21 protein-coding genes are annotated in these 23,055 nt (G+C 71.8%); 11 read left to right on the forward strand and 10 right to left on the reverse strand.

Features of this window, described 5'->3' with window-relative positions:
* Nucleotides 1-11: 11 nt before the first annotated feature.
* The 4 genes from OHA55_RS07870 (at nucleotide 12) to OHA55_RS07885 (ending at nucleotide 4,148) form a co-directional block, all read left to right on the forward strand.
* Nucleotides 12-1,220 carry a beta-ketoacyl synthase gene (locus OHA55_RS07870; RefSeq protein ID WP_266704117.1) on the forward strand — a complete coding sequence of 403 codons (1,209 nt, stop codon included), beginning with the start codon at nucleotides 12-14 and terminating at the stop codon, nucleotides 1,218-1,220.
* A 276-nt stretch (nucleotides 1,221-1,496) separates the two neighbouring features.
* Entirely contained in the window at nucleotides 1,497-2,798 is a 1,302-nt protein-coding gene (locus OHA55_RS07875; protein ID WP_266704119.1) for a cytochrome P450, read from the forward strand.
* Nucleotides 2,795-2,944, forward strand: coding sequence for a hypothetical protein (locus tag OHA55_RS07880; RefSeq protein WP_266704121.1), 150 nt, complete (start codon nucleotides 2,795-2,797; stop codon nucleotides 2,942-2,944). Before OHA55_RS07875 ends, OHA55_RS07880 begins: the two co-directional genes overlap by 4 nt.
* On the forward strand, nucleotides 2,934-4,148 hold the full coding sequence (locus OHA55_RS07885) for a beta-ketoacyl synthase (RefSeq protein WP_266704123.1): 1,215 nt from the start codon (nucleotides 2,934-2,936) through the stop codon (nucleotides 4,146-4,148). Before OHA55_RS07880 ends, OHA55_RS07885 begins: the two co-directional genes overlap by 11 nt.
* 256 nt (nucleotides 4,149-4,404) lie before the next feature.
* Here the strand turns inward: OHA55_RS07885 and ppdK are convergent, their stop codons facing one another.
* Nucleotides 4,405-7,116, reverse strand: coding sequence for a pyruvate, phosphate dikinase (gene ppdK / locus OHA55_RS07890; RefSeq protein WP_266704125.1), 2,712 nt, complete (start codon nucleotides 7,114-7,116; stop codon nucleotides 4,405-4,407).
* 562 nt (nucleotides 7,117-7,678) lie between these two features.
* Nucleotides 7,679-8,827, reverse strand: a complete 1,149-nt coding sequence (gene dusB / locus OHA55_RS07895) for a tRNA dihydrouridine synthase DusB (protein ID WP_266704127.1) — start codon at nucleotides 8,825-8,827, stop codon at nucleotides 7,679-7,681.
* Between the two features lie 197 nt (nucleotides 8,828-9,024).
* Here dusB and bla point away from each other — a divergent pair, with 197 nt between their 5' ends.
* Nucleotides 9,025-9,987, forward strand: a complete 963-nt coding sequence (gene bla, locus OHA55_RS07900; RefSeq protein WP_266704129.1) for a class A beta-lactamase — start codon at nucleotides 9,025-9,027, stop codon at nucleotides 9,985-9,987.
* 91 nt (nucleotides 9,988-10,078) lie between these two features.
* On the opposite strand, the gene OHA55_RS07905 is transcribed toward bla, so the two are convergent.
* The 3 genes from OHA55_RS07905 to OHA55_RS07915 all read right to left on the reverse strand — a co-directional run bounded on the left by OHA55_RS07905 (nucleotide 10,079) and on the right by OHA55_RS07915 (nucleotide 12,279).
* Nucleotides 10,079-10,300 (reverse strand): DUF6243 family protein, encoded by a 222-nt coding sequence (locus OHA55_RS07905; RefSeq protein ID WP_266704131.1) that lies wholly within the window; start codon nucleotides 10,298-10,300, stop codon nucleotides 10,079-10,081.
* Nucleotides 10,301-10,560: 260 nt separating this feature from the next.
* Nucleotides 10,561-10,764 (reverse strand): hypothetical protein, encoded by a 204-nt coding sequence (locus OHA55_RS07910; RefSeq protein WP_266704133.1) that lies wholly within the window; start codon nucleotides 10,762-10,764, stop codon nucleotides 10,561-10,563.
* Between the two features lie 132 nt (nucleotides 10,765-10,896).
* On the reverse strand, nucleotides 10,897-12,279 hold the full coding sequence (locus tag OHA55_RS07915; RefSeq protein WP_266704135.1) for a glycine--tRNA ligase: 1,383 nt from the start codon (nucleotides 12,277-12,279) through the stop codon (nucleotides 10,897-10,899).
* 222 nt (nucleotides 12,280-12,501) lie between these two features.
* Between OHA55_RS07915 and OHA55_RS07920 the strand changes: the two genes are divergently transcribed.
* The 4 genes from OHA55_RS07920 (at nucleotide 12,502) to OHA55_RS07935 (ending at nucleotide 15,729) form a co-directional block, all read left to right on the forward strand.
* Nucleotides 12,502-13,458, forward strand: coding sequence for a metal ABC transporter substrate-binding protein (locus OHA55_RS07920; protein WP_266704137.1), 957 nt, complete (start codon nucleotides 12,502-12,504; stop codon nucleotides 13,456-13,458).
* Between the two features lie 38 nt (nucleotides 13,459-13,496).
* On the forward strand, nucleotides 13,497-14,330 hold the full coding sequence (locus OHA55_RS07925; protein WP_266704139.1) for a metal ABC transporter ATP-binding protein: 834 nt from the start codon (nucleotides 13,497-13,499) through the stop codon (nucleotides 14,328-14,330).
* On the forward strand, nucleotides 14,330-15,223 hold the full coding sequence (locus OHA55_RS07930; RefSeq protein ID WP_266704141.1) for a metal ABC transporter permease: 894 nt from the start codon (nucleotides 14,330-14,332) through the stop codon (nucleotides 15,221-15,223). The genes OHA55_RS07925 and OHA55_RS07930 overlap by 1 nt, the downstream gene beginning before the upstream one ends.
* A gap of 65 nt (nucleotides 15,224-15,288) precedes the next feature.
* Nucleotides 15,289-15,729, forward strand: coding sequence for a Fur family transcriptional regulator (locus OHA55_RS07935; RefSeq protein ID WP_266704143.1), 441 nt, complete (start codon nucleotides 15,289-15,291; stop codon nucleotides 15,727-15,729).
* A gap of 63 nt (nucleotides 15,730-15,792) precedes the next feature.
* On the opposite strand, the gene OHA55_RS07940 is transcribed toward OHA55_RS07935, so the two are convergent.
* The 4 genes from OHA55_RS07940 to leuA all read right to left on the reverse strand — a co-directional run bounded on the left by OHA55_RS07940 (nucleotide 15,793) and on the right by leuA (nucleotide 20,283).
* Nucleotides 15,793-16,626 (reverse strand): isoprenyl transferase, encoded by an 834-nt coding sequence (locus OHA55_RS07940; RefSeq protein ID WP_266704145.1) that lies wholly within the window; start codon nucleotides 16,624-16,626, stop codon nucleotides 15,793-15,795.
* Between the two features lie 48 nt (nucleotides 16,627-16,674).
* On the reverse strand, nucleotides 16,675-17,421 hold the full coding sequence (gene recO, locus OHA55_RS07945) for a DNA repair protein RecO (RefSeq protein ID WP_266704147.1): 747 nt from the start codon (nucleotides 17,419-17,421) through the stop codon (nucleotides 16,675-16,677).
* Between the two features lie 124 nt (nucleotides 17,422-17,545).
* Nucleotides 17,546-18,247 (reverse strand): TerB family tellurite resistance protein, encoded by a 702-nt coding sequence (locus OHA55_RS07950; protein ID WP_266704149.1) that lies wholly within the window; start codon nucleotides 18,245-18,247, stop codon nucleotides 17,546-17,548.
* 251 nt (nucleotides 18,248-18,498) lie between these two features.
* Nucleotides 18,499-20,283: a 2-isopropylmalate synthase gene (leuA, locus tag OHA55_RS07955; RefSeq protein WP_266704151.1), complete on the reverse strand. Its 1,785-nt coding sequence runs from the start codon at nucleotides 20,281-20,283 to the stop codon at nucleotides 18,499-18,501.
* Nucleotides 20,284-20,576: 293 nt separating this feature from the next.
* Here leuA and OHA55_RS07960 point away from each other — a divergent pair, with 293 nt between their 5' ends.
* Together OHA55_RS07960 and OHA55_RS07965 are read left to right on the forward strand one after the other, a co-directional pair.
* Nucleotides 20,577-21,659 (forward strand): M4 family metallopeptidase, encoded by a 1,083-nt coding sequence (locus tag OHA55_RS07960; RefSeq protein WP_266704153.1) that lies wholly within the window; start codon nucleotides 20,577-20,579, stop codon nucleotides 21,657-21,659.
* Nucleotides 21,660-21,678: 19 nt separating this feature from the next.
* The gene (locus OHA55_RS07965; RefSeq protein WP_266704155.1) at nucleotides 21,679-21,945 is read left to right on the forward strand and encodes a protealysin inhibitor emfourin; all 267 of its coding nucleotides are present in this window, start codon (nucleotides 21,679-21,681) and stop codon (nucleotides 21,943-21,945) included.
* 57 nt (nucleotides 21,946-22,002) lie between these two features.
* Here the strand turns inward: OHA55_RS07965 and era are convergent, their stop codons facing one another.
* Nucleotides 22,003-22,977: a GTPase Era gene (gene era / locus OHA55_RS07970; protein WP_266704157.1), complete on the reverse strand. Its 975-nt coding sequence runs from the start codon at nucleotides 22,975-22,977 to the stop codon at nucleotides 22,003-22,005.
* Between the last annotated feature and the right edge of the window lie 78 nt (nucleotides 22,978-23,055).

Genomic DNA, 23,055 nt, shown 5'->3' on the forward strand with positions numbered 1-23,055 from the left:
CCGGTGTCGTCGTGACGGGCCTCGGCCTGGTCACGCCCGGCGGAATCGGTGTGGAGGCCGGCTGGCGGGCAGCCCTCGCCGGAGTGTCCACGGCCACCCGTGACCCGCTGCTGGCCGGACTGCGGGTGGACATCTCCTGCCGCGTGCCGGACTTCGACGCCGACGCGCTGCTCGGACGGCGGCTCGCCCGCCGGACGGACCGGAACACCCAGCTCAGCCTGGTCGCCGCCCGCGAGGCCGTGGCCATGGCAGGGCTCGACGGACGGGACTGGGACCCGGTCCGCGTCGGGGTGGTCATCGGTACGGGCGGCTCCAGCGTCGACGGCCTCATCGACATCTGCGGCAAGCTCGCCGCCGGCCGCCCCGAAACCGTCCCGCCGACGGCGCTGCCCCGCAGCCTGCCCAGTGCGAGCGCGGCCGAGGTCGCCCTCGATCTCGGCGCGGCCGGACCGAACTTCGCGACCTCGGCGGGCTGCGCCTCCGGGCTGACCGCGATCGGCGTCGCCCGCGACCTGCTGCGCTCCGGCGCCCTGGACATCGCGGTGGCCGGCGGTTCCGAGTGCCTCCGCCACCCCCTCACCGTGACGGCCTTCGACCAGCTGGGCATCCTGTCCACCCGCTCCTGCGACCCGCGCGCCGCGGCCCGCCCCTTCGGTGCCGGCCGGGACGGCTTCGTGGTCGCCGAGGGCGCCGGAATCCTGGTGCTGGAGCGCGCCACGCACGCCCGGGCCCGCCGCGCACCGGTACTGGCCTGGACGGCCGGTTACGGGGCCGCGGGCGACGCCCACCACATCGCCGCCGTCCACCCCGAGGGCCGGGGCGCCGAGCGGGCGGTACGCGCCGCGCTCGCCGACGCCGGCTGGCGGCCGGAGGACGTGGAGCACGTCAACGCCCACGGTGCGGCGACCCCCTCCAACGACGCGGCCGAGGCCTCCTGGCTGGCCCGGCTGCTGCCGCACCGCCCGCCGGTCACCGCCACCAAGGCCGCCCTCGGCCACGCCGGCGCGGGTTCGGGAGGCATCGAGGCCGTCCTCAGCGTGCTCACCCTGGCCCGGCGGGCCATCCCGCCGACCGCGAACCTCACCGAACCCGACCCGGCGTTCGCCGGGGGGATCGATCTCGTCACCAAGGTCCCCCGCCCCGGCGTGGCCCGCGCCGCGCTGTGCGTCTCCACCGCCCTGGGCGGCCAGAACAGCGCCCTGGCGCTGATGGCCTCCTGACCCGCGCCCGGCCCCGCCCGGCACCCGCGCCCACGCGCCGTGCGCACACCCCGCGCCCCCGCCCCGCACGCACCCCGTACCCGCCCCTAACGCACCCCCGTACCGAACCGCCCGCCGCCCCGCACCCGCACCCGCACCCGCACCCGCACCCCGCCGTCCCCGCACCCACCCGCGTATCCCCGGACCGCACGAACGGCGAACCGCCGCACCCGTGAAAGCACCGAACGGCGCGGCGCACCCGCCGCTCCCCGTGAACCACTGGAAGCACCGAAGCCCATGAGCGCCGTCCTCCCCACCGCCCCGACGCCCTACCCCGCCGCCCCTTCCGTCACCGAGCCCGAAGCCGCAGGGCCCCAGGCCCAGGTGATGCGCCTGCTCCGCCGGCTGCGCACCGAGGCCGACCCGTACCCGGTGTTCGACCGGCTGCGGGAGCTCGGCCCGGTGATCCCCGTCCCCGCCCTGAACGCCGCCGTCGTCACCGGCTTCCAGGAGTGCCGCCACGTGCTGCGCGATCCGGGGTTCGTCCTCCCGGACACCGCCTGGCGCGACGCGCACGCCGGCGGCTGGCGCCACCACCGCAGCGTGGTCAGCTACGCGGCCTCCCTGCCCAACGCCAATCCGCCCCGCCACACCGCGCTCCGGGCCCACCTGGCCCAGGGTTTCCACCGCACCGCGCTCGCCGAGCTGCGGCCCGTGGTGACCGGCCTGGTCCACAGCGGCCTGAACGAGCTGGGGGCCGCGCTCGCCGCCCACGGCACCGCCGACCTGACCGAACACATCAGCCGGCCGCTGCCCTCCCGGGTCATGTGCAAGGTCCTCACGCTGCCCGACGAGGACGCCCCGATGCTCGCGGGACTGACCGCCCGCTGGACGGCCGCCGCCGAACTCTTCCCCTCGGAGGCCGACCTGGACGACGCGGACGCGGCGGACGCCGCGCTGGTCGCGTACTTCCTGCGGGTCGTCCAGGAGCGGGAGCGGTGCCCCGGCACGGACTTCCTCTCCCGGTGGGTGGCCGCCGCCCGGGCGGACGGGGTGGGGATCGACGACATCGTGGTGCACACCGCCCAGTTGTTCGTCACCGGCTTCATGACCGTCCAGTCCTCGCTGACCAGTGCGGCGTACGCCGTGCTGAGCAGCCCCGAGCTGACGGCCGCGCTGCGCCGGCGGCCCGAGGAGATGGGGGCGGCCGTGGAGGAGGTGCTGCGCAACCGGCCGGCCGCCGCGGTCGTCGGACGCGTCGCGACCCGCGGCTGCGTGCTGGCGGGGGTGCCCGTCGCCGCCCAGCAGCGGCTGATCGTGGTGATCCCGGCGGCCAACCGCGACTCCCGGGCCGCCGCAACCGCCCATCTGACCTTCGGGGTCGGTGTCCACTACTGCCTGGGCGCGGCCCTCGCCCGCCTCCAGCTGGGCGAGTTCCTCCCCGCCCTGCTCAGCCGGTTCCCCTCCCTGCGCCTCGCGGACGTCCCGGAGACCGGCGACCCCGTCCCCGGCGCGGCGCAGGACCCCGCGCCGATGGCCGGTATCGCGCTCCCCCACCACGTCCGCCTGCTCACCACCACCGCGAGAGCCTCCCGATGACCCTCCCCCGCACGACCACACCACCGTCACCGTCCCCGCCCGGCCCCGTTCCCGCGGTACGCCGGCACGCCTCCACCACCGCCCCCGCACCCGCCCCCGCCTCCACCACCGCCTCCGCCTCCGAGGGGACGCACCATGCCGGTTGAGGCCGCCGTCACCGGCATCGGCATGATCACCCCGGCCGGCCCGAACACCGCCGCCACCTGGGACGGCGTGTGCGCGGGCAAGAGCCTCGCCCGGCCCGATCCCGTACTGGCGGGCCTGCCCGTCGACATCTCCTGCCCCGTCGACTTCGACCCGGACGCCGCCCTCGGGCGCCGCCTGGCCCGTCGGCTGGACCGTTTCTGCCAGCTCGCCCTGGCGGCCGCCCGCCAGGCCGTGGCGGACGCCGAGCTCTCCCCGGCCACCTGGGACGCCGACCGGATCGGTGTCGTCCTCGGCGTCAGCTGCAACAGCATGGAGACGTACGTACGCGAGTTCACGCTGCTCGGCGAGGACCGGCAGCACCTGGTCTCGCCCCTGGCACTGCCCCGCAGCGTGGCCAGCATGGCCGCCGCCGAGGTCGCGCTCGATCTCGGTGTACGCGGACCCAACTTCACCGTCACCAGCGCCTGCGCCTCCGGGGCCACCGCGCTCGGTGTCGCCCGGGGCCTGATCGCCTCAGGCGCCTGCGACATCGTGCTGGCCGGGGGCGCCGAGTCCGGGCGTTCCCGGATGGCCGCCACCTGCTTCACCCAGATGCGGGCCCTCTCCCGGGGCGGGCCCGAGGTGGCGTCCCGCCCGTTCGACACGGACCGCGACGGGTTCGTCCTCTCCGAGGGGGCCGCCGTCCTCGTCCTGGAACACCCCGACCGCGCGCCGGCCCGGGGCGCGCGCACCCGGGCGCTGCTGCGCGGCTTCGGCTCGACCAGCGACGCCCACCACCCCGTCGCCCCGCACCCGGAGGGCCGGGGCGCCGAGAGCGCCCTGCGGGCCGCCCTCGCCGACGCCGGCTGCGCCCCCTCGGACGTCGGTCACGTCAACGCGCACGGCACGTCCACCCAGGCCGGGGACACCGCAGAGGCGAGGGCCCTGCTCCGGGTCTTCGACGGCACGCCCCCGCCCGTCACCGCCCCCAAGGGCGTCCTCGGTCACTCGCTGGGCGCGGCGGGCGCCGTGGAGGCGGCCCTGACGGTCCTCACCCTGGAGAAGCAGCTCGTCCCGCCGACCGCCAACCTCTCCCGCCAGGACGAGGGCCTGGAACTGGACGTGGTCACCGGGGCCCCGCGCCCGGTCGCGCTCTCCGCCGCCGCGTCCAACTCCTTCGGCTTCGGCGGCCAGAACGCGGCGCTGCTCTTCACCACTGCCTGACCGCGACGCCGCGCGCACGGGTCACCGCGCCCGTACGTGGAAGGGCGACGGCACCCCGGACAGGGCCGCGCCCGTACATGGAAGGGCGACGGCACCCCGGACAGGGCCGCGCCCGGACGTGGAAGAGCGGCGGCACCCCCGCACAGGGTGCCGCCGCTCGGGTTCCGGAAGCGCCGCCCGGGCCGGGGCGAGGGTCGGGGTGGCCCGGTGGTGGCGGTTCCGGAAGTCGATGGCCCGGAGGCCGCGAAAAGGCTCGTCAGCGGGTGTCGCTGTCCTTCGGCGCGGCGGCCGCCCGTCCCGCCTCCAGCCGGGCGACCGGGATGCGGAACGGTGAGCAGGACACGTAGTCGAGGCCCACCTCGTGGAAGAAGTGCACCGACTCCGGGTCGCCGCCGTGCTCGCCGCAGACGCCGAGCTTGAGGTCGGGGCGGGTGGCGCGGCCGGCCGCGACGGCGCTGCGCACCAGGGCGCCGACCCCGTCCTGGTCGATGGTCTCGAAGGGGGAGACCCCGAAGATGCCCTTCTCCAGGTAGGCGGTGAAGAAGGAGGCCTCCACGTCGTCGCGGGAGAAGCCCCAGACCGTCTGGGTGAGGTCATTGGTGCCGAAGGAGAAGAACTGGGCGGCCTCGGCGATCTGACCTGCGGTCAGTGCGGCGCGGGGCAGCTCGATCATGGTGCCGATGGTCAGCTTGAGGTCGGTGCCGGTGGCGGCCTGGACCTCGGCGATGACCTGGTCGGCCTCCTCGCGGACGATCTCCAGCTCCTGGACCGTGCCGACGAGCGGGATCATGATCTCGGCGCGCGGGTCGCCCTTGGCGTTCTTGCGGTGGGCGGCCGCCTCGGCGATGGCGCGGACCTGCATCGCGAAGAGGCCGGGGATGACCAGTCCGAGGCGGACTCCGCGCAGGCCGAGCATCGGGTTCTGCTCGTGCAGCTTGTGCACGGCCTGGAGGAGCCGCAGGTCGTTCTCGTTGGCGTCCTTGCGGGACTCGGCGAGCGCGACGCGCACCGAGAGTTCGGTGATGTCGGGCAGGAACTCGTGGAGCGGCGGGTCGAGCAGCCGTACGGTGACGGGCAGTCCGTCCATCGACTCGAACAGCTCGATGAAGTCGGCCTTCTGGAGCGGCAGCAACTCGGCAAGGGCGGCCTCGCGTTCGGCGTCCGTGTCGGCGAGGACCAGCTTCTCCACGAGGACGCGGCGCTCGCCGAGGAACATGTGCTCGGTGCGGCAGAGGCCGATGCCCTGGGCGCCGAAGCGGCGGGCGCGCAGGGCGTCCTCGGCGTTGTCGGCGTTGGCCCGTACCCGCAGCCGGCGCATCCGGTCGGCGTACGCCATGATCCGGTGCACGGCGCCCACGAGTTCGTCGGCGTCGTCGGCGCCCGCGTGCATCCGGCCCTCGAAGTACTCGACGACCGGGGACGGCACGACGGGTACCTCGCCGAGGTAGACCTTGCCGGTCGAGCCGTCGACGGAGACGAGGTCGCCCTCCTCCACCACGGTGTCGCCCACGGTGAGCCGGCGGCGCTTGGTGTCGACCTCGATCTCCTCGGCGCCGCAGACGCAGGTCTTGCCCATGCCCCGGGCGACGACGGCGGCGTGCGAGGTCTTGCCGCCGCGCGAGGTCAGGATGCCCTCGGCGGCGATCATGCCGTCCAGGTCGTCGGGGTTGGTCTCGCGGCGGATCAGGATGACCTTCTCGCCGGAGCGGGACCACTTGATCGCGGTGTACGAGTCGAAGACGGCCTTGCCGACGGCGGCGCCCGGGGACGCGGCGATGCCCCGGCCGAGCAGCCTGGTCTTCGCGGTGTCGTCGAAGCGCGGGAACATCAGCTGGGCGAGCTGGGCGCCGGTGACGCGCTGGAGCGCCTCGGCCTCGTCGATGAGTCCCTGGTCGACGAGTTGGGTGGCGATCCGGAAGGCGGCTCCGGCGGTGCGCTTGCCGACGCGGGTCTGGAGCATCCACAACTGGCCGCGTTCGATGGTGAACTCGATGTCGCAGAGGTCCCGGTAGTGGGTCTCCAGCGTCTCCATGATCTGCATCAGCCGGTCGTACGAGTTCCGGTCGATGGACGCGAGATCGGCGAGCGCGACGGTGTTGCGGATGCCCGCGACGACGTCCTCGCCCTGGGCGTTCTGCAAGTAGTCGCCGTAGACGCCCTGGTGGCCGCTGGCCGGGTCGCGGGTGAAGGCGACGCCGGTACCCGAGTCGGGGCCGAGGTTGCCGAAGACCATGGAGCAGATGTTGACGGCGGTGCCGAGGTCGCCGGGGATGCGCTCTTGGCGGCGGTAGAGCTTGGCCCGGTCGGTGTTCCACGACTGGAAGACGGCGTGTATGGCCAGATCCATCTGTTCCCGGGCGTCCTGCGGGAAGTCGCGACCGGCCTCGGTCTTCACGATCCGCTTGAAGTTCTTGACGAGCTTCTTGAGGTCCTCGGCGCCGAGGTCGGTGTCGACGTCGACCTTCTTGGCCCGCTTGGCGTCCTCCAGCGCGTCCTCGAAGAGGTCGCCGCCGACGCCGAGCACGGTCTTGCCGAACATCTGGATGAGGCGGCGGTACGAGTCCCAGGCGAAGCGCTCGTCACCGGCCTGCGCGGCGAGCCCGACGACGGAGGCGTCGGAGAGGCCGATGTTGAGGACGGTGTCCATCATGCCGGGCATCGAGAATTTGGCGCCGGAGCGCACCGAGACGAGGAGCGGATCGTCGGCCTGGCCGAGGGTCTTGCCCATCCGCGTTTCGAGGGCGGCGAGATGGGAGCTCACCTCGTCGCGGAGTTCGGCGGGTTCCACACCGCTGTCGAGGTAGACCTTGCACGCCTCGGTGGTGATGGTGAAGCCGGGAGGGACCGGCAGACCGAGGTTGGTCATCTCGGCGAGGTTCGCACCTTTCCCACCGAGCAGGTCCTTCAGATCCTTGTTGCCCTCGGTGAAGTCGTAGACGAACTTCCTTGGACCGTTGTTTCCCGACACGGGTCTCGACTCCTTGAGGACGCGGTGGGTGCCCTGACGGCCAGGAACATACCCAGATCAAAGGTGTCTCGGTACGTCCACTTCTCCATCGTGCGACCGCAACCACCCGTCTGCCAGCAGATCGAAAGTGAGGGGGCTCGGCCGCCTTGCCGGGCGCAGCGTTCACCTCTCGAACACAGGGTGACGCAGCGCCACCGGACACGGACGAATCGCCACCCCTGGTGACGATCGGGTCGATCGATCAAAGTCTGCACATCTGGCACGCAGTGCCGTCATTTGAGAAGTTGAGTCGCTCAAGAGGCGCCCGCGCGCCGCTCATATGAGCCAAACCACCCTCAGGCGTGGCGAGGATCACGTCGACCAGGCGGCCCTGATGCCACCATGCGGACACCCCCTCGCCACCCTTCGCACATCCATGCACACCACGAGTCAGGAAGCGGTCACGGAGAAGGCCCCGGCTCGCACATCTCTGCGAACCGGGGCCGTCGTTCCTCGCCACTCAGGCGCTCACATGAGCGGGGTCCCGAGGAGGCACTCCGTACCCTCGTGGCCCGTCTCTCCGTCAGCCGCCGGAGGTGTCCAGCTCGGCGTCCGCGCTCACGCCGGAGCAGTCGTACGGGTCCTTCAGCCAGCCGTCCGGGAGCACGACCCGGTTGTTGCCCGAGGTGCGTCCGCGCGGGCCGTCCGCGCCGTCCGGCCAGGGCTGGTCGAGGTCCAGCTCGTTCAGCTGCCCGGCCAGCTCCTCCAGGGAGGAGGTGATCGCGAGCTTCTTGCGCATCTCCGAGCCCACCGCGAAGCCCTTGAGGTACCAGGCCACGTGCTTGCGGAAGTCGATCACTCCGCGCGCCTCGTCGCCGATCCACTCACCCAGCAGGGTCGCGTGGCGCACCATCACCTCGGCGACCTGGCGCAGGACGGGCTCGTGCTTGGCGTTCGTACCGTCGAAGGCGCCGACCAGGTCGCCGAAGAGCCAGGGGCGGCCGAGGCAGCCGCGGCCGACGACCACACCGTCGCAGCCGGTCTCGGCCATCATCCGGCGGGCGTCCTCGGCGGACCAGATGTCGCCGTTGCCGAGGACCGGGATCTCCGGGACGTGCTCCTTCAGGCGGGCGATGGCCTCCCAGTCGGCGGTCCCGCCGTAGTGCTGGGCGGTGGTCCTGCCGTGCAGCGCGACGGCGGCCACACCTTCCTCGACGGCGATCCGGCCGGCGTCGAGGTAGGTGAGGTGGTCGTCGTCGATGCCCTTGCGCATCTTGATGGTGACCGGCAGCTCACCGGCGTTGGCGACGGCCTCGCGCAGGATCGCGCGGAGCAGCGGCCGCTTGTAGGGGAGCGCCGAGCCGCCGCCCTTGCGGGTCACCTTGGGGACCGGGCAGCCGAAGTTCAGGTCGATGTGGTCGGCGAGGTCCTCGTCGACGATCATCCGGACGGCCTTGCCGACCGTGACCGGGTCCACACCGTAGAGCTGGATCGACCGGGGGGTCTCGCTCGCGTCGAAGTGGATGAGCTGCATCGTCTTCTCGTTGCGCTCGACCAGCGCCCGTGTGGTGATCATCTCGCTGACGAACAGCCCCTTGCCGCCGGAGAACTCCCGGCACAGGGTGCGGAACGGCGCGTTGGTGATGCCGGCCATGGGGGCGAGAACCACCGGCGGCTGCACGGTGTGCGGGCCGATGCGGAGCTGCTGGGGCGCGGGGGCGAGCGTGGTCATCCCCCCATTGTCCCGCACGCCGGGAACTCCTCCGCCGGGCCGGTACGCCTCCGGCTTCGCGCCCGGCCTCCGCCCGGCTTCCCCCGGCCCTCGCGCCCCGCCCCGCGTGCGTCCCACGTGTCACGCCCGTCACGCCCGCCACGCCCGCCCCTGGCGGAACACGGGGTTCCGGCAACCGATGGCTAGCGTCGGGCGGCATGACCTTACGTACCGAACGACGAGAGGTTCCCACCGTGCCGCACCCCTCGCCCGCCTCACATCTCTCCCGCCGGGGCCTGCTGACGCTCGCCGGGGCGGCCGGCGCCGGCACGCTCCTCGCCGCCGGGCCCGCGTACGCGGCCGGATCGCCCGGGGCCGTGGACGGTCCCGCACGGGACGCGCTGCGGGCCCTGGGCTCCCTGGAGCGGGAGCACGGCGCCAGGGTCGGCGCGTACGCCCGCAACCTCGCCACCGGCCGCACGGTGGCCCACCGCGCCGGCGAGCGCTTCCCGCTCTGCTCCACCTTCAAGACGCTCGCCGCGGCGGCCGTCCTGCGTGACCTCGACCGGGACGGGGAGGTGCTGGGGCGGCTGGTGCGCTACACGGAGGCGGACCTGGTCGACGCCTCCGACGTCACCCGGGCCCACCTGGCCACCGGGATGACGGTGGCGGAGCTCTGCGACGCGGCGATCTGCGACAGCGACAACACGGCGGGCAACCTGCTGCTGCGGCAGCTGGGCGGCCCGGCGGGGGTCACCCGCTTCTGCCGGTCGCTCGGCGACGTCACGACCCGGCTGGACCGGTGGGAGACGGAGCTGAACTCGGCCGAGCCCTGGCAGTGGCGGGACACCACCACGCCGTACGCCCTCTCCCGCACCTACGCCTCGCTCGTCGTCGGGAACGCCCTCGCCCCCTCCGACCGGGAGCGGCTGACCGGCTGGCTGCTGAACTGCCGTACCAGCGCGACCCGTTTCCGCACCGGGCTGCCGAAGGACTGGACGATCGCCGACAAGACCGGCGGCGGCTCCTACGGCACCTGCAACGACGCGGGCGTCGCCTGGACCGCCGCGGGCGAGCCGGTGGTGGTGACCGTGCTGACCACCAAGCCGCAGCAGACGGCGGCCGCCGACCACCCGCTGGTGGCGAAGACGGCGGCGGTACTGGCGGCGGCGGTCGGCTGAGCGGCGCCGCGCCCACCGGGAACGGCCGTGGGGCCCGGACCGTCGGGAAGGCGACGGTCCGGGCCCCACGGGCCCGCTCATGCGCTCGGCGTCAGCTCCGGTCCTCGGAGGCGGCGGTGTCCGCCGCCTCCGTGCCGGACTCCTGGGTGGTACCGGTGGCGCGCTCGCGCATCTTGCGCACCAGCTCCTGCTTCTTGTCCTCCGCCGCCTTGCGGTCGGCGTCGCGGACGGTGCCCGCACCCTGCTGGTCGGCACGGGACAGCTTCTTGCGCTGTCCGCCGACGCCGAGGAGGTTGTTGCGGCTCTTGGCCATGGTGATGTTCTCCGATGTGGGGTGAGAAGGGGGTGTCCGTGATGTTCACGGATCGATCCGTGGGGCGGCGGGCTCAGCGGGTCGTACGGGGGCGTACTGCCCGGCCCTGCCGCGCGCTCACTCGTAGATCTGGAAGAACGGCATGCCGGAAACCGTACCCCGCACCCGGCGCGGCCCGCACCGGATTTCCGCCCGCCCCGCCCGCCTCCCCGTCCCGTATCTCCCGTCCGCCCGCCCGATTCCCCTCGGCCGGCCCCCGCTCAGGCGCTCGGGTCGACCGTCGCCTGATGGGCTTCGGCGAGGTGCTCCTGCGCCTTGAGCCAGGGCAGGAACTGCGCCCCCTTGCGCCAGCCGCAGGTTCCGCAGCTCAGCAGCCGCTGCATCCCCGACTTCGTGACGCGGACGACGTGTTCGCGGCCGTGCCCGTCCCAGCGGGTGACCTTGCTCTCGGTCGTGGACACCATCGCGACCTCCGGGGTAGGGGTGCGCCCAGTGTGCGACGAAGCCCCCGGACCCGTGCGGGGTCCGGGGGCTTCGGAGCGAAACCGTGATGCGTGGAGCCGTGATGCGTGGAGCCGTGATGAGCGCCGTCGGGGTCAGCAGCCCAGCAGACGGGCGCCCAGGTACGCCTGGATCTGGTCCAGGGAGACGCGCTCCTGCTTCATGGTGTCGCGCTCGCGGACGGTCACCGCGTTGTCGTCCAGGGTGTCGAAGTCGACGGTGACGCAGAACGGCGTACCGATCTCGTCCTGGCGGCGGTAGCGGCGGCCGATGGCGCCGGCGTCGTCGAACTCGATGTTCCAGTTCTTGCGCAGGTCCGCGGCGAGGCCCTTGGCCTTCGGCGACAGCTGCACGTTGCGGGAGAGCGGCAGCACGGCGACCTTGACCGGCGCGAGGCGCGGGTCGAGGCGCATCACGGTGCGCTTCTCCATGACGCCCTTGGCGTTGGGCGCCTCGTCCTCGACGTAGGCGTCCATGAGGAAGGCGAGCATCGCGCGGCCGACACCGGCGGCCGGCTCGATGACGTAAGGCGTCCACTTCTCGTTGGCCTCCTGGTCGTAGTAGACCAGGTCGGTGCCGGAGGCCTTGGAGTGCGCCTTCAGGTCGTAGTCGGTGCGGTTGGCGACACCCTCCAGCTCGCCCCACTCGCTGCCGCCGAACTGGAAGCGGTACTCGATGTCGGCGGTGCGCTTGGAGTAGTGGGAGAGCTTCTCCTGCGGGTGCTCGAACCAGCGCATGTTCTCCTCGCGCATGCCGAGGTCCGTGTACCAGTTCCAGCGCTGGTCCATCCAGTACTCCTGCCACTCCTCGTCCTCGCCCGGCTTGACGAAGAACTCCATCTCCATCTGCTCGAACTCGCGGGTGCGGAAGATGAAGTTGCCCGGAGTGATCTCGTTCCGGAAGGACTTGCCCATCTGCGCGATGCCGAACGGCGGCTTCTTGCGGGAAGTCGTCGACACCTGGTTGAAGTTGGTGAAGATGCCCTGGGCGGTCTCGGGGCGCAGGTAGGCGACCGAGCCGGAGTCCTGGGTCGGGCCGAGGTGGGTGGAGAGCAGACCCGAGAACTGCTTGGGCTCGGTGAAGGTGCCCTTGTTGCCGCAGTTGGGGCAGTTGAGGTCGGCGAGGCCGCCCACCGGGGGCTTGCCGTGCTTCGCCTCGTACGCCTCCTCCAGGTGGTCGGCGCGGTAGCGCTTGTGGCAGGAGGTGCACTCGGTCAGCGGGTCGCTGAAGGTGGCGACGTGACCCGACGCGACCCAGACCTCGGGGGCCAGGATCACCGACGAGTCGAGACCGACCACGTCTTCGCGCGAGGTGACCATGTAGCGCCACCACTGACGCTTGAGGTTCTCCTTCATCTCCACGCCCAGCGGGCCGTAGTCCCAGGCGGCCTTCTGGCCACCGTAGATCTCACTGCAGGGATAGACGAAGCCACGGCGCTTGCTCAGGCTGACGATGGAGTCGATCTTGTCGGCGGCCACGGTGCTCTCTTCATTACGACGGCGAAATGGGACAGAAGCGGCGCTGAGCGCCTCGCTGGGGTGTGGTGCGCAGGAGACGGGCGAGCGAATGCCCAAGATTACCGGCGGGCGCACCCCTCGGATCAAATCGGGGGCCGGAGTGCGCTCCCGACCCCCTCGCGCTTCCGGTCTGCTCATCATCCTTGTTGACAATCGTTTCCAGCTTTGTTGAAAATGGGATTCATGAACGTACGCCGCCTCATACCCGCCACCGCCGTCACCGGCGCGGTCGCCCTCGGCATCACCGCGCTCTCCGCCTGTTCGGGCCCCGACACGGCCGGCGGGTCGGACGGCAAGCTGGACGTGGTCGCGTCCTTCTACCCGATGCAGTACCTGGCCGAGGAGATCGGCGGCGCCCACGTCTCGGTCACCACGCTGACCAAGCCCGGCGTCGAACCGCACGACCTGGAGCTCAGCCCCCGCCAGATCGGCTCGCTGAGCGACGCCGACTACATCCTGTACCTCAAGGGCATCCAGCCCGCCGTGGACGACGCCATCGCCCAGTCCGGTGCGAAGAACACCGTGGACGCCGCGACACTGACCACGATGGAGACGCACGGCGCCGAGGTCGACGGCCACGACCACGCCTCCTCCGATGACCACGACGAGGAGACGGCCGGCCGCGACCCGCACGTCTGGCTGGACCCGGTGAAGTACGCCGAGGTCGCCCAGGGCGTCGGGAAGTCCCTGGAGAAGGCCGACCCGGACAACGCCGCCGACTACCGCGCGAACACCGACGCGCTGGTCAAGAAGCTGGACGCGCTGAACACGGAGTACGCGGCCGGGCTGAAGTCCACCACCACCAAGACCTTCCTCACCACGCACTCCGCCTTCGGCTACCTCGCCGAGCGCTACGGCCTCACCCAGGAGGGCATCGCCGGAGTCGACCCCGAGGCGGAGCCGAGCCCGGCCCGCATCAAGGACCTCCAGCACATCGCGGAGGAGGAGAACGCCACCACCGTCTTCTTCGAGACGCTCGCCAGCGACAAGACGGCGAAGACCCTCGCGAAGGACACCGGGCTGCGCACCGACGTCCTGGACCCGCTGGAGGGCATCACGAAGAAGTCCGAGGGCCACGACTACATCGAGGTCATGGAGTCCAACCTCGCCGCCCTCCAGAAGGCCCTGGGCGCGAAGTGACCGACGCCACGACCCCCGCGACCGGACCGGAGACGCGCATGGACGAGCCCAGCATTCCCGCCCCGGCCTCCGCCGCCGACAGCAAGACCGGCACCGGGGCCGGAAAGCCGGACGCCGAAGCCGTGATCCGGCTCACCGGCGCCACCGCGACCCTCGGCTCCCGCCCCGTCCTGCGCGGGGTCGACCTGGCCGTGCACCGCGGCGAGGTCGTCGCCCTGCTCGGCGCCAACGGCTCCGGCAAGTCCACCGCCGTACGCTCCGCCATCGGCCAGGTACCCCTCACCGGCGGCACCGTCGAACTCTTCGGCACCCCGCTCCGCCGCTTCCGCCGGTGGGCGCGTGTCGGGTACGTACCGCAGCGCACCACCGCCTCGGCGGGGGTACCCGCGACCGTCCGCGAGGTCGTCTCCTCCGGGCGGCTGTCCCGTACGAAGCTGCGCATCCCCGGCCGCGCCGACCGCGCCGCCGTCGACCGGGCCATCGCCCTCGTCGGCCTCACCGACCGCGCCGGGGACTCGGTGAGCGCCCTCTCCGGCGGCCAGCACCAGCGGGTCCTGATCGCCCGCGCGCTGGCCTCCGAGCCCGAGCTGCTGATCATGGACGAGCCGATGGCCGGGGTCGACCTGGCCAGCCAGGAGATCCTCGCCGCCACCCTGCGCGAGCAGGTCGCCGCCGGCACCACCGTGCTCCTGGTCCTGCACGAGCTGGGCCCGCTGGAGCCGCTGATCGACCGCGCGGTCGTGCTGCGCGACGGCTGTGTGACGCACGACGGCCCGCCGCCGCGCTCGGTCGGGCAGCACGCGCTCCCCGGCCACGACCACGTCCACCCCCACGCGGCTTCCGAGCCCGTCCGAACGGGACTGCTGACCTGATGGAATTCCTCGAACCCGCCTTCATGCAGCGCGCGCTGATCGCCGCCGTCCTGGTCGGCATCACCGCCCCCGCCATCGGCATCTACCTCGTCCAGCGCCGCCAGGCCCTCATGGGCGACGGCATCGGGCACATCGCGATGACCGGGGTCGGCCTCGGCTTCCTGCTCTCCACCAGCCCCGTCTGGATGGCCACCGCCGTCGCCGTCGCCGGCGCCGTCGTCATGGAGCTGATCCGCTGGTTCGGCCACACCCGCGGCGACATCGCGCTGGCCATGCTCTTCTACGGCGGCATGGCGGGCGGGGTGCTGCTGATCAACATCTCCGACACCGGCTCGAACGCGAACCTCACCTCGTACCTCTTCGGCTCGCTCTCCACCGTCTCCTCCGCGGACGTGTGGGCGATCACCCTGCTCGCCGCGTTCGTGGTGCTGGTGACCGTGGGGCTGCGCCGCCAGCTCTTCGCGGTCAGCCAGGACGAGGAGTTCGCCCGGGTCACCGGACTGCCGGTGCGACTGCTGAACCTGCTGATCGCGGTGACCGCCGCCGTGACGGTCACCGTCGCCATGCGGGTCGTGGGCCTGCTGCTGGTCAGCGCCCTGATGGTGGTGCCGGTCGCGGCCGCCCAGCAGGTGTCGAAGTCCTTCCGGCTGACCTTCGTGCTCTCCGTGGTGATCGGCACCGCCGTCACCCTGGCCGGCACCGTCACCTCGTACTACCAGGACGTCCCGCCCGGCGCGACGATCGTGCTGCTGGCCATCGCCGCCTTCGTCGCGCTCACCGCGCTGGCCGCCCCGCTGGCCCGCCGCAGGGCCCGGGCACGCACGGTCGAGAGCGAGAAGTGCACCCTGGAGGTACCGGCGAGCCGGACCGCCGAGGAGGACGTGCGCGTATGAGGGTTTCGCCCGGTGCGGCTGGCACAATGGCCCGACACCTGTACGGGCGACATGAGGAGGCAGCTGTGACGGCGCCGATCAGTGGCACGAACGCGGCTCCGGTACGGGGGCGGTCCACCCGCCAGCGGGCGGCGGTCGCGGCGGCGCTCGACGAGGTCGACGAGTTCCGCAGCGCCCAGGAGCTGCACGACGTCCTCAAGCACCGCGGCGACTCGGTGGGCCTGACCACCGTCTACCGCACCCTCCAGTCCCTCGCCGACGCGGGCGAGGTCGACGTGCTGCGCACCACCGAGGGCGAGTCCGTTTACCGCCGCTGCTCCACCGGCGACCACCACCACCATCTGGTCTGCCGGGTCTGCGGCAAGGCCGTCGAGGTGGAGGGCCCGGCCGTGGAGCAGTGGGCCGAGACGATCGCCTCCCAGCACGGCTACGTCAACGTGGCGCACACCGTGGAGATCTTCGGGACCTGCGCGGAGTGCGCGGACTGCGCGGCCGAGAAGCACTGACACGCACGGCACACAGCGAGAGGGGGGAGAACCGGTGGCCGGTTCTCCCCCCTCTCGTGGTTCTCACGCCTCGGGCGCGGGCTCCACGGCCGGGTCGGTCTCCTGCGCGCCGCCGAAGCGGCGGTCGCGCTGGGCGTACTCCAGGCAGGCGCGCCACAGGTCGCGGCGGTCGAAGTCGGGCCACAGCACGTCCTGGAAGACCATCTCGGCGTACGCGCTCTGCCAGATCAGGTAGTTGGAGGTGCGCTGCTCGCCGCTGGGGCGCACGAAGAGGTCCACGTCCGGCATGTCCGGGTAGTAGATGTACTTCGCGAACGTCTTCTCGTTGACCTTCGACGGGTCGAGCTTCCCCGCCGCGACGTCCTCGGCGATGCGCTGCGCGGCGTCGGCGATCTCGGCCCGGCCGCCGTAGTTGACGCAGAAGTACAGCGTCATCTTGTCGTTGTCCTTGGTCTGCTCCTGGGCGACCTGGAGTTCCTGGACGACGGACTTCCACAGCTTGGGCATCCGGCCGACCCAGCGGATGCGGATGCCGAGTTCGTCCATCTCGTCGCGGCGGCGGCGGATGACGTCACGGTTGAAGTTCATCAGGAACTTCACCTCGTCCGGGGACCGCTTCCAGTTCTCCGTGGAGAACGCGTAGAGCGAGAGGTTCTTGACGCCCATCTCGATGCAGCCCTTGAGGACGTCCATGACGACGCCCTCGCCGACCTTGTGGCCCTCGGTGCGCGGGAGACCGCGTTCCTTGGCCCAGCGGCCGTTCCCGTCCATCACGACGGCCACGTGCTGGGGCACCAGCTCGGCGGGGATCTTCGGGGGCGTCGCACCGGAGGGGTGCGTCTCGGGGGTCTTGTACGTGCGCCGGTTACGGCCGCCGAGGATCCCGCGTACTGCCATGAGCTTCTCTCGTCTCCCTGTGTCGCTTCTCCACCAACCGCTGCGAGGTCACTGTTCCACGTACCGCAGCGAGCGCAGACCGCGCTCCAGATGCCAGTGCAGATAGGCGGACACCAGCCCGCTCCCCTCCCTGGCATGACGCGCCTCGCACGCGTCCGCCGTCGCCCAGTCGCCGCTGAGCAGCGCGCTCAGCAGGGTCAGGGCCTCCGCCGAGGGTACGACGCTCCCGGGGACCCGGCAGTCGCCGCATACCGCTCCGCCTGCGGCGATGGAGAAGAAACGGTTCGGTCCGGGCATTCCGCACCGCGCGCAGTCCTCGAAGCTGGGCGCGTAGCCGTTGACGGCGAGGGAGCGCAGCAGGAACGCGTCGAGGATCAGGTGGGGGGCGTGCTCGCCCCGGGCGAGGGTGCGCAGCCCGCCGACGAGCAGCAGGTACTGCTGGACGGCCGGTTCGCCCTCGTGGTCGGTGAAGCGCTCGGCGGTCTCCAGCATCGCGGTGCCGGCGGTGTAGCGGGCGTAGTCGGTGACGATCCGGCCGCCGTACGGGGCGATGGTCTCGCTCTGCGTGCAGAGCGGCAGCCCGCGTCCGATCAGCTCGCTGCCGCGCGCGAAGAACTGCACGTCGACGTGGGAGAAGGGTTCGAGGCGGGCCCCGAACTTGGACTTGGTGCGGCGCACCCCCCGGGCGACGGCCCGCACCCGGCCGTGGCCGCGGGTCAGCAGGGTGATGATCCGGTCGGCCTCGCCCAGTTTCTGCGTACGCAGTACGACGCCGTCGTCCCGGAACAAGCTCATGCACCCATTGTCGCCCACCGGCCCGCGATCGGGCCGTCGGCCTCGAAGGCCGCCCCGGAACCCACGGACCCGCCGCACCCGGCCGCAGGGCGACCGCTGGGCACCCGGGAGCGCCCAGGGGCGCTCAGGACGGCATGCGGGCGGCCGCGGTGAGCAGCCGGGCGGTGTCCTCGGGGCAGAGCCGCAGCGCGCGGCCCACGGTCGTCAGGACCTCGCGCTCGGCGGCGCCGTACGGGCCGTCGGCCAGCGCGATCCGGGCGCCCTGGAGCAGGACCGACTCGCGGCCGGCCGGGACCAGGTGGCGGGCGAGCGGGGTGAGCACCTCGTGCAGCTCGATGGCGAGGGCCGCGCCGCAGGCCCCGGCGGTGGCGCCGACGCCGTCGTCGTGGCCGATGTCGGCGGTCAGCACCTCCACGACGGTGAGGAGCTGCTCCTCCGAGCAGTCGTCGAGGCCGGCCTCGCGGACGGTGCAGGCGGCGGTCTCCAGAGCGGTGCGGGGGGTGCCGCCCGAGGCGAGGACGGCCAGCGCGACCGTATGCACGGCCTCCCGGAGCATCGAGGAGAACCGGGTGGTGGTGGGGTGCTCCAGGGCGTCGGTGCCGAAGTGCGCGTGGCAGTCGGCGCACTCGACGACGGGTCCGGTGCCGCCGCGCCGCAGCACGGGCACGCCGAGCACGGCGAGCCGGTGACGGCCGGTGAGGCGGCGGTAGTTGCGGTCCCCGCCGCAGTCCTGGCAGAAGAACTCGCCGTCGCCGACGACGTCCCATGCGGTGCGGATGCCGTACAGGCCCGTTCTCAGGGCGCGTTGTCCTTTGACTGACCGCACGTCGCACACCTCCGTAACGCTCCGGCAACATTGCCGTGTGTTGCACGTGATGTTAACCACATGCGTCGGGCGGCGTCATCACCTCCTCTGTCACAACACCCGGAAATGGCCGAACCCCGCCCACCCGGAACGGGCGGACGGGGTTCGGCGAACAGTGCGCCACCGGATCAACCGGACATGTGCGCGAGGGGTACTCCCCCGGCGGGCGGCGGACGCGTCGACACGCCTCCGCCGGACTCGGCCGGACCGGGTCAGCGGCCCGCGCGGTTGACGGCCGAGACGACCGCCTTGAGCGAGGCGCGGGTGGTGTTGGCGTCGATGCCGATGCCCCACAGGACCTTGCCGTCGATCGCGCACTCGATGTACGAGGCGGCCTGGGCGCTGGCACCCTCGCTCATGGTGTGCTCGGTGTAGTCCAGCAGTCGGGCGTCGATGCCGATGCCCGCCAGCGCCTCGAAGAAGGCGGAGATCGGGCCGTTGCCCGTACCGGTCAGCACGGTGTCGACGCCGTCCACGGTGGCCTCGACGGTCAGGGTGTCCCGGCCGTCCTGCTCGGTGGTCGTCTGGCCCGAACGGATCTGGACGCGTCCCCAGCGGGCCGCGGCGTCGTCGGTGCTGGGCAGGTACTCGTCCTCGAAGGCGGACCAGATCTGCGCCGGGGTGACCTCGCCGCCCTCGGCGTCGGTCTTGGCCTGGATGATCCGCGAGAACTCGATCTGCATCCGGCGCGGCAGGTCCAGCTTGTGGTCGTTCTTCAGGACGTACGCGATACCGCCCTTGCCGGACTGCGAGTTGACCCGGATGACGGCCTCGTAGCTGCGGCCGACGTCCTTCGGGTCGATCGGCAGGTACGGGACGGCCCACTCGATCTGGTCGACGGTCTTGCCCTGGCGGGCCGCGTCGGCCTCCATGGCGTCGAAGCCCTTCTTGATGGCGTCCTGGTGGGAGCCGGAGAAGGAGGTGTAGACGAGGTCGCCCGCGTAGGGGTGGCGCGGGTGGACCTCCATCTGGTTGCAGTACTCGCTGGTGCGGCGGATCTCGTCGATCTGCGAGAAGTCGATCTGCGGGTCGACACCCTGGGAGAAGAGGTTCATGCCCAGGGTGACCAGGTCGACGTTGCCGGTGCGCTCGCCCTGGCCGAAGAGGCAGCCCTCGACGCGGTCGGCGCCGGCCATCAGCGCCAGCTCGGCGGCGGCGACGGCCGTGCCGCGGTCGTTGTGCGGGTGGACCGACAGGCAGACGAACTCGCGGCGGGAGAGATTGCGCGACATCCACTCGAACCGGTCCGCGTGCGTGGACGGCGTCGAACGCTCCACGGTGGCGGGCAGGTTGAGGATGATCTCGCGGCCCTCTTCCGGCTGCCACACGTCGCAGACGGCCTCGCAGACCTCCAGGGCGAAGTCCAGCTCGGTGTCGGTGAAGATCTCGGGGCTGTACTGGTAGCCGAAGATCGTGTCGCCGCCCAGGATCTTCTCGGCGTACTCCATGACCAGCCGGGTGCCGTCCACCGCGATCTGCTTGACCTGCTCCTTCGAACCGCGGAAGACCACGCGGCGGAAGGTGGGGGCGGTGGCGTTGTACAGGTGGACGGTGGCCCGGTGGGCACCGCGCAGCGACTCGATGGTCCGCTCGATCAGTTCCTCGCGGGACTGCGTCAGGACGGAGATCGTCACGTCCTCGGGGATCGCGCCCTCTTCGATGATGGAGCGCACGAACGCGAAGTCGGTCTCGCCGGACGCCGGGAAGCCGACCTCGATCTCCTTGTAGCCCATCTTCACGAGCAGGTCGAACATCTCGCGCTTGCGGGCCGGGGACATCGGGTCGATCAGGGCCTGGTTGCCGTCGCGCAGGTCGGTGGAGAGCCAGCGGGGCGCCACCGTGATCCGCTTGTCCGGCCAGGTGCGGTCGGGGATCTCCACCGCCTCGTACTGGCCGTACTTGTGGATCGGCATGCCTGAAGTCTTCTGGAGCTGCGTCGCGTTGGTGATCGGCGTGGGGCGGCCGACAGAATTACCGGAAGTGGTCACGGTGGTCATTGCGTAAGGCTCCTCGGGGTCCAGCTGTGGGACGGCCGACTGTGTCGCTGCAGCACCAGACTCCGCGGGGAGGGGGTCGGCCTACGACTACAGGCCCTCGCCGCGGCAGCTAAGGAGAAGCAGCCCGAAACGCATGATGCGACGAGAGTAACCGAGAGGTGCGCGGGACGCCGGTCCGTATCAGTATGCGGGACCGTGCACGCATGACGAGTAAACAGTGATGCATCACTCTATTTCGTCAATTGCCGTCGCAACCAGTGACAGGGCGATGACAGAGTGCCACAGTCATTTGCATGATCTCTCGATCCCCCGACGGTTCCGGTATCCACCCCGTCTTCTGCACCATCGTTCCGCCGCACCTCCTCGACCAGCTGGCGCAGTCCGACGACCCCGCGGTCGCCGGACCCGCGCGCCGTACGCTCGACGCGGACGGCGAGCGCCGCACCCTGCGCAGAGAGGCGTCACTGGCCGCCATCGCCCCGGAACCCGCCACCGCGGGCGCCGTCCCCAGCAAGCCCCGCCGCACGCTCTACGACTGCCGCCACCACACCATGCTGCCGGGCCGCAAGGTCCGCGGCGAAGGCGACGAGCCCACCGGCGACGCCAGCGTCAACCGCGCGTACGCCGGCTTCGGCGCCACCTTCGACCTGCTGCTCTCGGCGTACGGCCGCAGCTCGCTCGACGGCAAGGGCATGCGCCTCATCGGATCGGTCCACTACGACCGCGACTACAACAACGCCTTCTTCGACGGCCGGCAGATGGTCTTCGGCGACGGTGACGGCGAGATCTTCCTCGACTTCACCCTCTCCATCGACGTGATCGCCCACGAACTGGCGCACGGACTCACCCAGCACACCGCCAACCTCGTCTACGAGGGCCAGGCCGGCGCGCTCAACGAATCCGTCTCGGACGTCTTCGGCTCCCTGGTCAAGCAGTACTCCCTGGGGCAGAGCGCCGAACAGGCCGACTGGCTGATCGGCGCGGGCCTGCTCGCCCCCCGGGTCACCGGGGAGGGGCTGCGCTCGCTGAAGTCGCCCGGCACCGCGTACGACGACGACGTGCTCGGCAAGGACCCGCAGCCGGCCTCGATGGAGGACTACATCGAGACCGACGACGACAACGGCGGGGTCCACCTCAACTCCGGCATCCCCAACCGTGCCTTCTACCTCGCCGCTTCCGCCCTCGGCGGGAACGCCTGGGAGCGGGCCGGACAGATCTGGTACGACGTGCTGACCGGAGGCGAGCTGACCGCCAACGCCGAGTTCGCCGACTTCGCCCGGCTGACCGTGGCCGCCGCCCGCGACCGCTTCGGCGAGGGGGACGAGCAGGAGGCCGTCGTCAAGGGCTGGTCGGAAGTGGGCGTACCGACCGAGTAGGCGGGTCAGTATGGGTCACATGCGCATTCATGTGAGCCGGACAGGCGGGTTCGCCGGCCTCTCCCGCCGGGCCGGGATCGACACGGCCGAGCAGGAGGACGCCGCCGTCTGGGAGTCCCTGGCCCGTTCCGCACTCGCGGAGGGGGCCGGGACTCCGCCGTCGGGAGTGCCCGACGGCTTCCGGTACGCGATCACCGTCGACGGGCGGACCGTGCACTGCGCGGACCCGGACCTGACCGACGACCAGCGCACGCTGGTCTCACGCGTCCTCCGTGAGGGGGCGTGAGACCGGCGGTGCCGTCAACACGGCTCGGCTGTCGGGGCGGCCCGGCAGCCGGGCCGCTCAGAAACCGAGCTTGCGCAGCTGCTTCGGGTCGCGCTGCCAGTCCTTGGCGACCTTGACGTGCAGGTCGAGGAAGACCGGCGTACCGAGCAGCGCCTCGATCTGCTTGCGGGACTTCGTCCCGACGTCCTTCAGCCGCTGCCCCTTCGGGCCGATGATGATGCCCTTCTGGCTGGGGCGCTCGATGTAGACGTTGGCGTGGATGTCCAGCAGCGGCCGGTCGGCCGGACGGTTCTCGCGGGGCAGCATCTCCTCGACGACGACCGCGATGGAGTGCGGCAGCTCGTCGCGCACGCCTTCGAGCGCGGCCTCGCGGATCAGCTCCGCGACCATGACCTGCTCGGGCTCGTCGGTGAGGTCGCCCTCCGGGTAGAGCGGCGGGCTCACCGGCAGCAGCGGGGCGATCAGGTCGGCGAGCAGCCCGACCTGCTCGTCCTTGACCGCCGAGACCGGCACGATCTCGGCCCATTCAAAGCCGAGCTCCTGGCCCAGCTGGGAGACGGCCAGCAGCTGTTCGGCGAGCGCCCGGGAGTCGACCAGGTCCGTCTTGGTGATGACCGCGATCTTCGGGGTCTTCTTGATGGCGGCGAGTTCCTTGATGATGAACTTGTCGCCGGGGCCGAGCTTCTGGTCGGCGGGCAGGCAGAAGCCGATGACGTCGACCTCGGCCCAGGTGGTCCGCACGACGTCGTTCAGCCGCTCGCCGAGCAGGGTGCGCGGCTTGTGGAGTCCGGGGGTGTCGACCAGGATCAGCTGCGCGTCTTCGCGGTGCACGATGCCGCGCACGGTGTGCCGGGTGGTCTGGGGGCGGTTGGACGTGATCGCCACCTTCTGCCCGACCAGAGCGTTCGTGAGGGTGGACTTGCCCGCGTTGGGGCGGCCCACGAAGCAGGCGAAACCGGCCCGGTGGGGGGCGGGGTCCGTGGCCTGCCGCGCAGCGGCTTCGGGGTTCGGTCGAGCGCTCATGGCGCCCATTGTCCCCGATCGCGGCGGCCCGGCGCACAACGGTCGCCGGCCGGACCGCGGCGCGGGGCGGCCCGGCCCCGGGGAACG

It is taken from the genome of Streptomyces sp. NBC_00102 (genome assembly GCF_026343115.1).
GTDB lineage: Bacteria > Actinomycetota > Actinomycetes > Streptomycetales > Streptomycetaceae > Streptomyces.

Bases quoted from the DNA above. Each gene is read 5' to 3' on its own strand.
- OHA55_RS07875 (WP_266704119.1), top strand. From the start codon at position 1,497: ATGAGCGCCGTCCTCCCCACCGCCCCGACGCCCTACCCCGCCGCCCCT.
- OHA55_RS07880 (WP_266704121.1), top strand. From the start codon at position 2,795: ATGACCCTCCCCCGCACGACCACACCACCGTCACCGTCCCCGCCCGGC.
- OHA55_RS07885 (WP_266704123.1), top strand. From the start codon at position 2,934: ATGCCGGTTGAGGCCGCCGTCACCGGCATCGGCATGATCACCCCGGCC.
- dusB (WP_266704127.1), bottom strand. From the start codon at position 8,827: ATGACCACGCTCGCCCCCGCGCCCCAGCAGCTCCGCATCGGCCCGCAC.
- bla (WP_266704129.1), top strand. From the start codon at position 9,025: ATGACCTTACGTACCGAACGACGAGAGGTTCCCACCGTGCCGCACCCC.
- OHA55_RS07905 (WP_266704131.1), bottom strand. From the start codon at position 10,300: ATGGCCAAGAGCCGCAACAACCTCCTCGGCGTCGGCGGACAGCGCAAG.
- OHA55_RS07910 (WP_266704133.1), bottom strand. From the start codon at position 10,764: ATGGTGTCCACGACCGAGAGCAAGGTCACCCGCTGGGACGGGCACGGC.
- OHA55_RS07920 (WP_266704137.1), top strand. From the start codon at position 12,502: ATGAACGTACGCCGCCTCATACCCGCCACCGCCGTCACCGGCGCGGTC.
- OHA55_RS07925 (WP_266704139.1), top strand. From the start codon at position 13,497: ATGGACGAGCCCAGCATTCCCGCCCCGGCCTCCGCCGCCGACAGCAAG.
- OHA55_RS07930 (WP_266704141.1), top strand. From the start codon at position 14,330: ATGGAATTCCTCGAACCCGCCTTCATGCAGCGCGCGCTGATCGCCGCC.
- OHA55_RS07940 (WP_266704145.1), bottom strand. From the start codon at position 16,626: ATGGCAGTACGCGGGATCCTCGGCGGCCGTAACCGGCGCACGTACAAG.
- recO (WP_266704147.1), bottom strand. From the start codon at position 17,421: ATGAGCTTGTTCCGGGACGACGGCGTCGTACTGCGTACGCAGAAACTG.
- leuA (WP_266704151.1), bottom strand. From the start codon at position 20,283: ATGACCACCGTGACCACTTCCGGTAATTCTGTCGGCCGCCCCACGCCG.
- OHA55_RS07960 (WP_266704153.1), top strand. From the start codon at position 20,577: ATGATCTCTCGATCCCCCGACGGTTCCGGTATCCACCCCGTCTTCTGC.
- OHA55_RS07965 (WP_266704155.1), top strand. From the start codon at position 21,679: ATGCGCATTCATGTGAGCCGGACAGGCGGGTTCGCCGGCCTCTCCCGC.
- era (WP_266704157.1), bottom strand. From the start codon at position 22,977: ATGGGCGCCATGAGCGCTCGACCGAACCCCGAAGCCGCTGCGCGGCAG.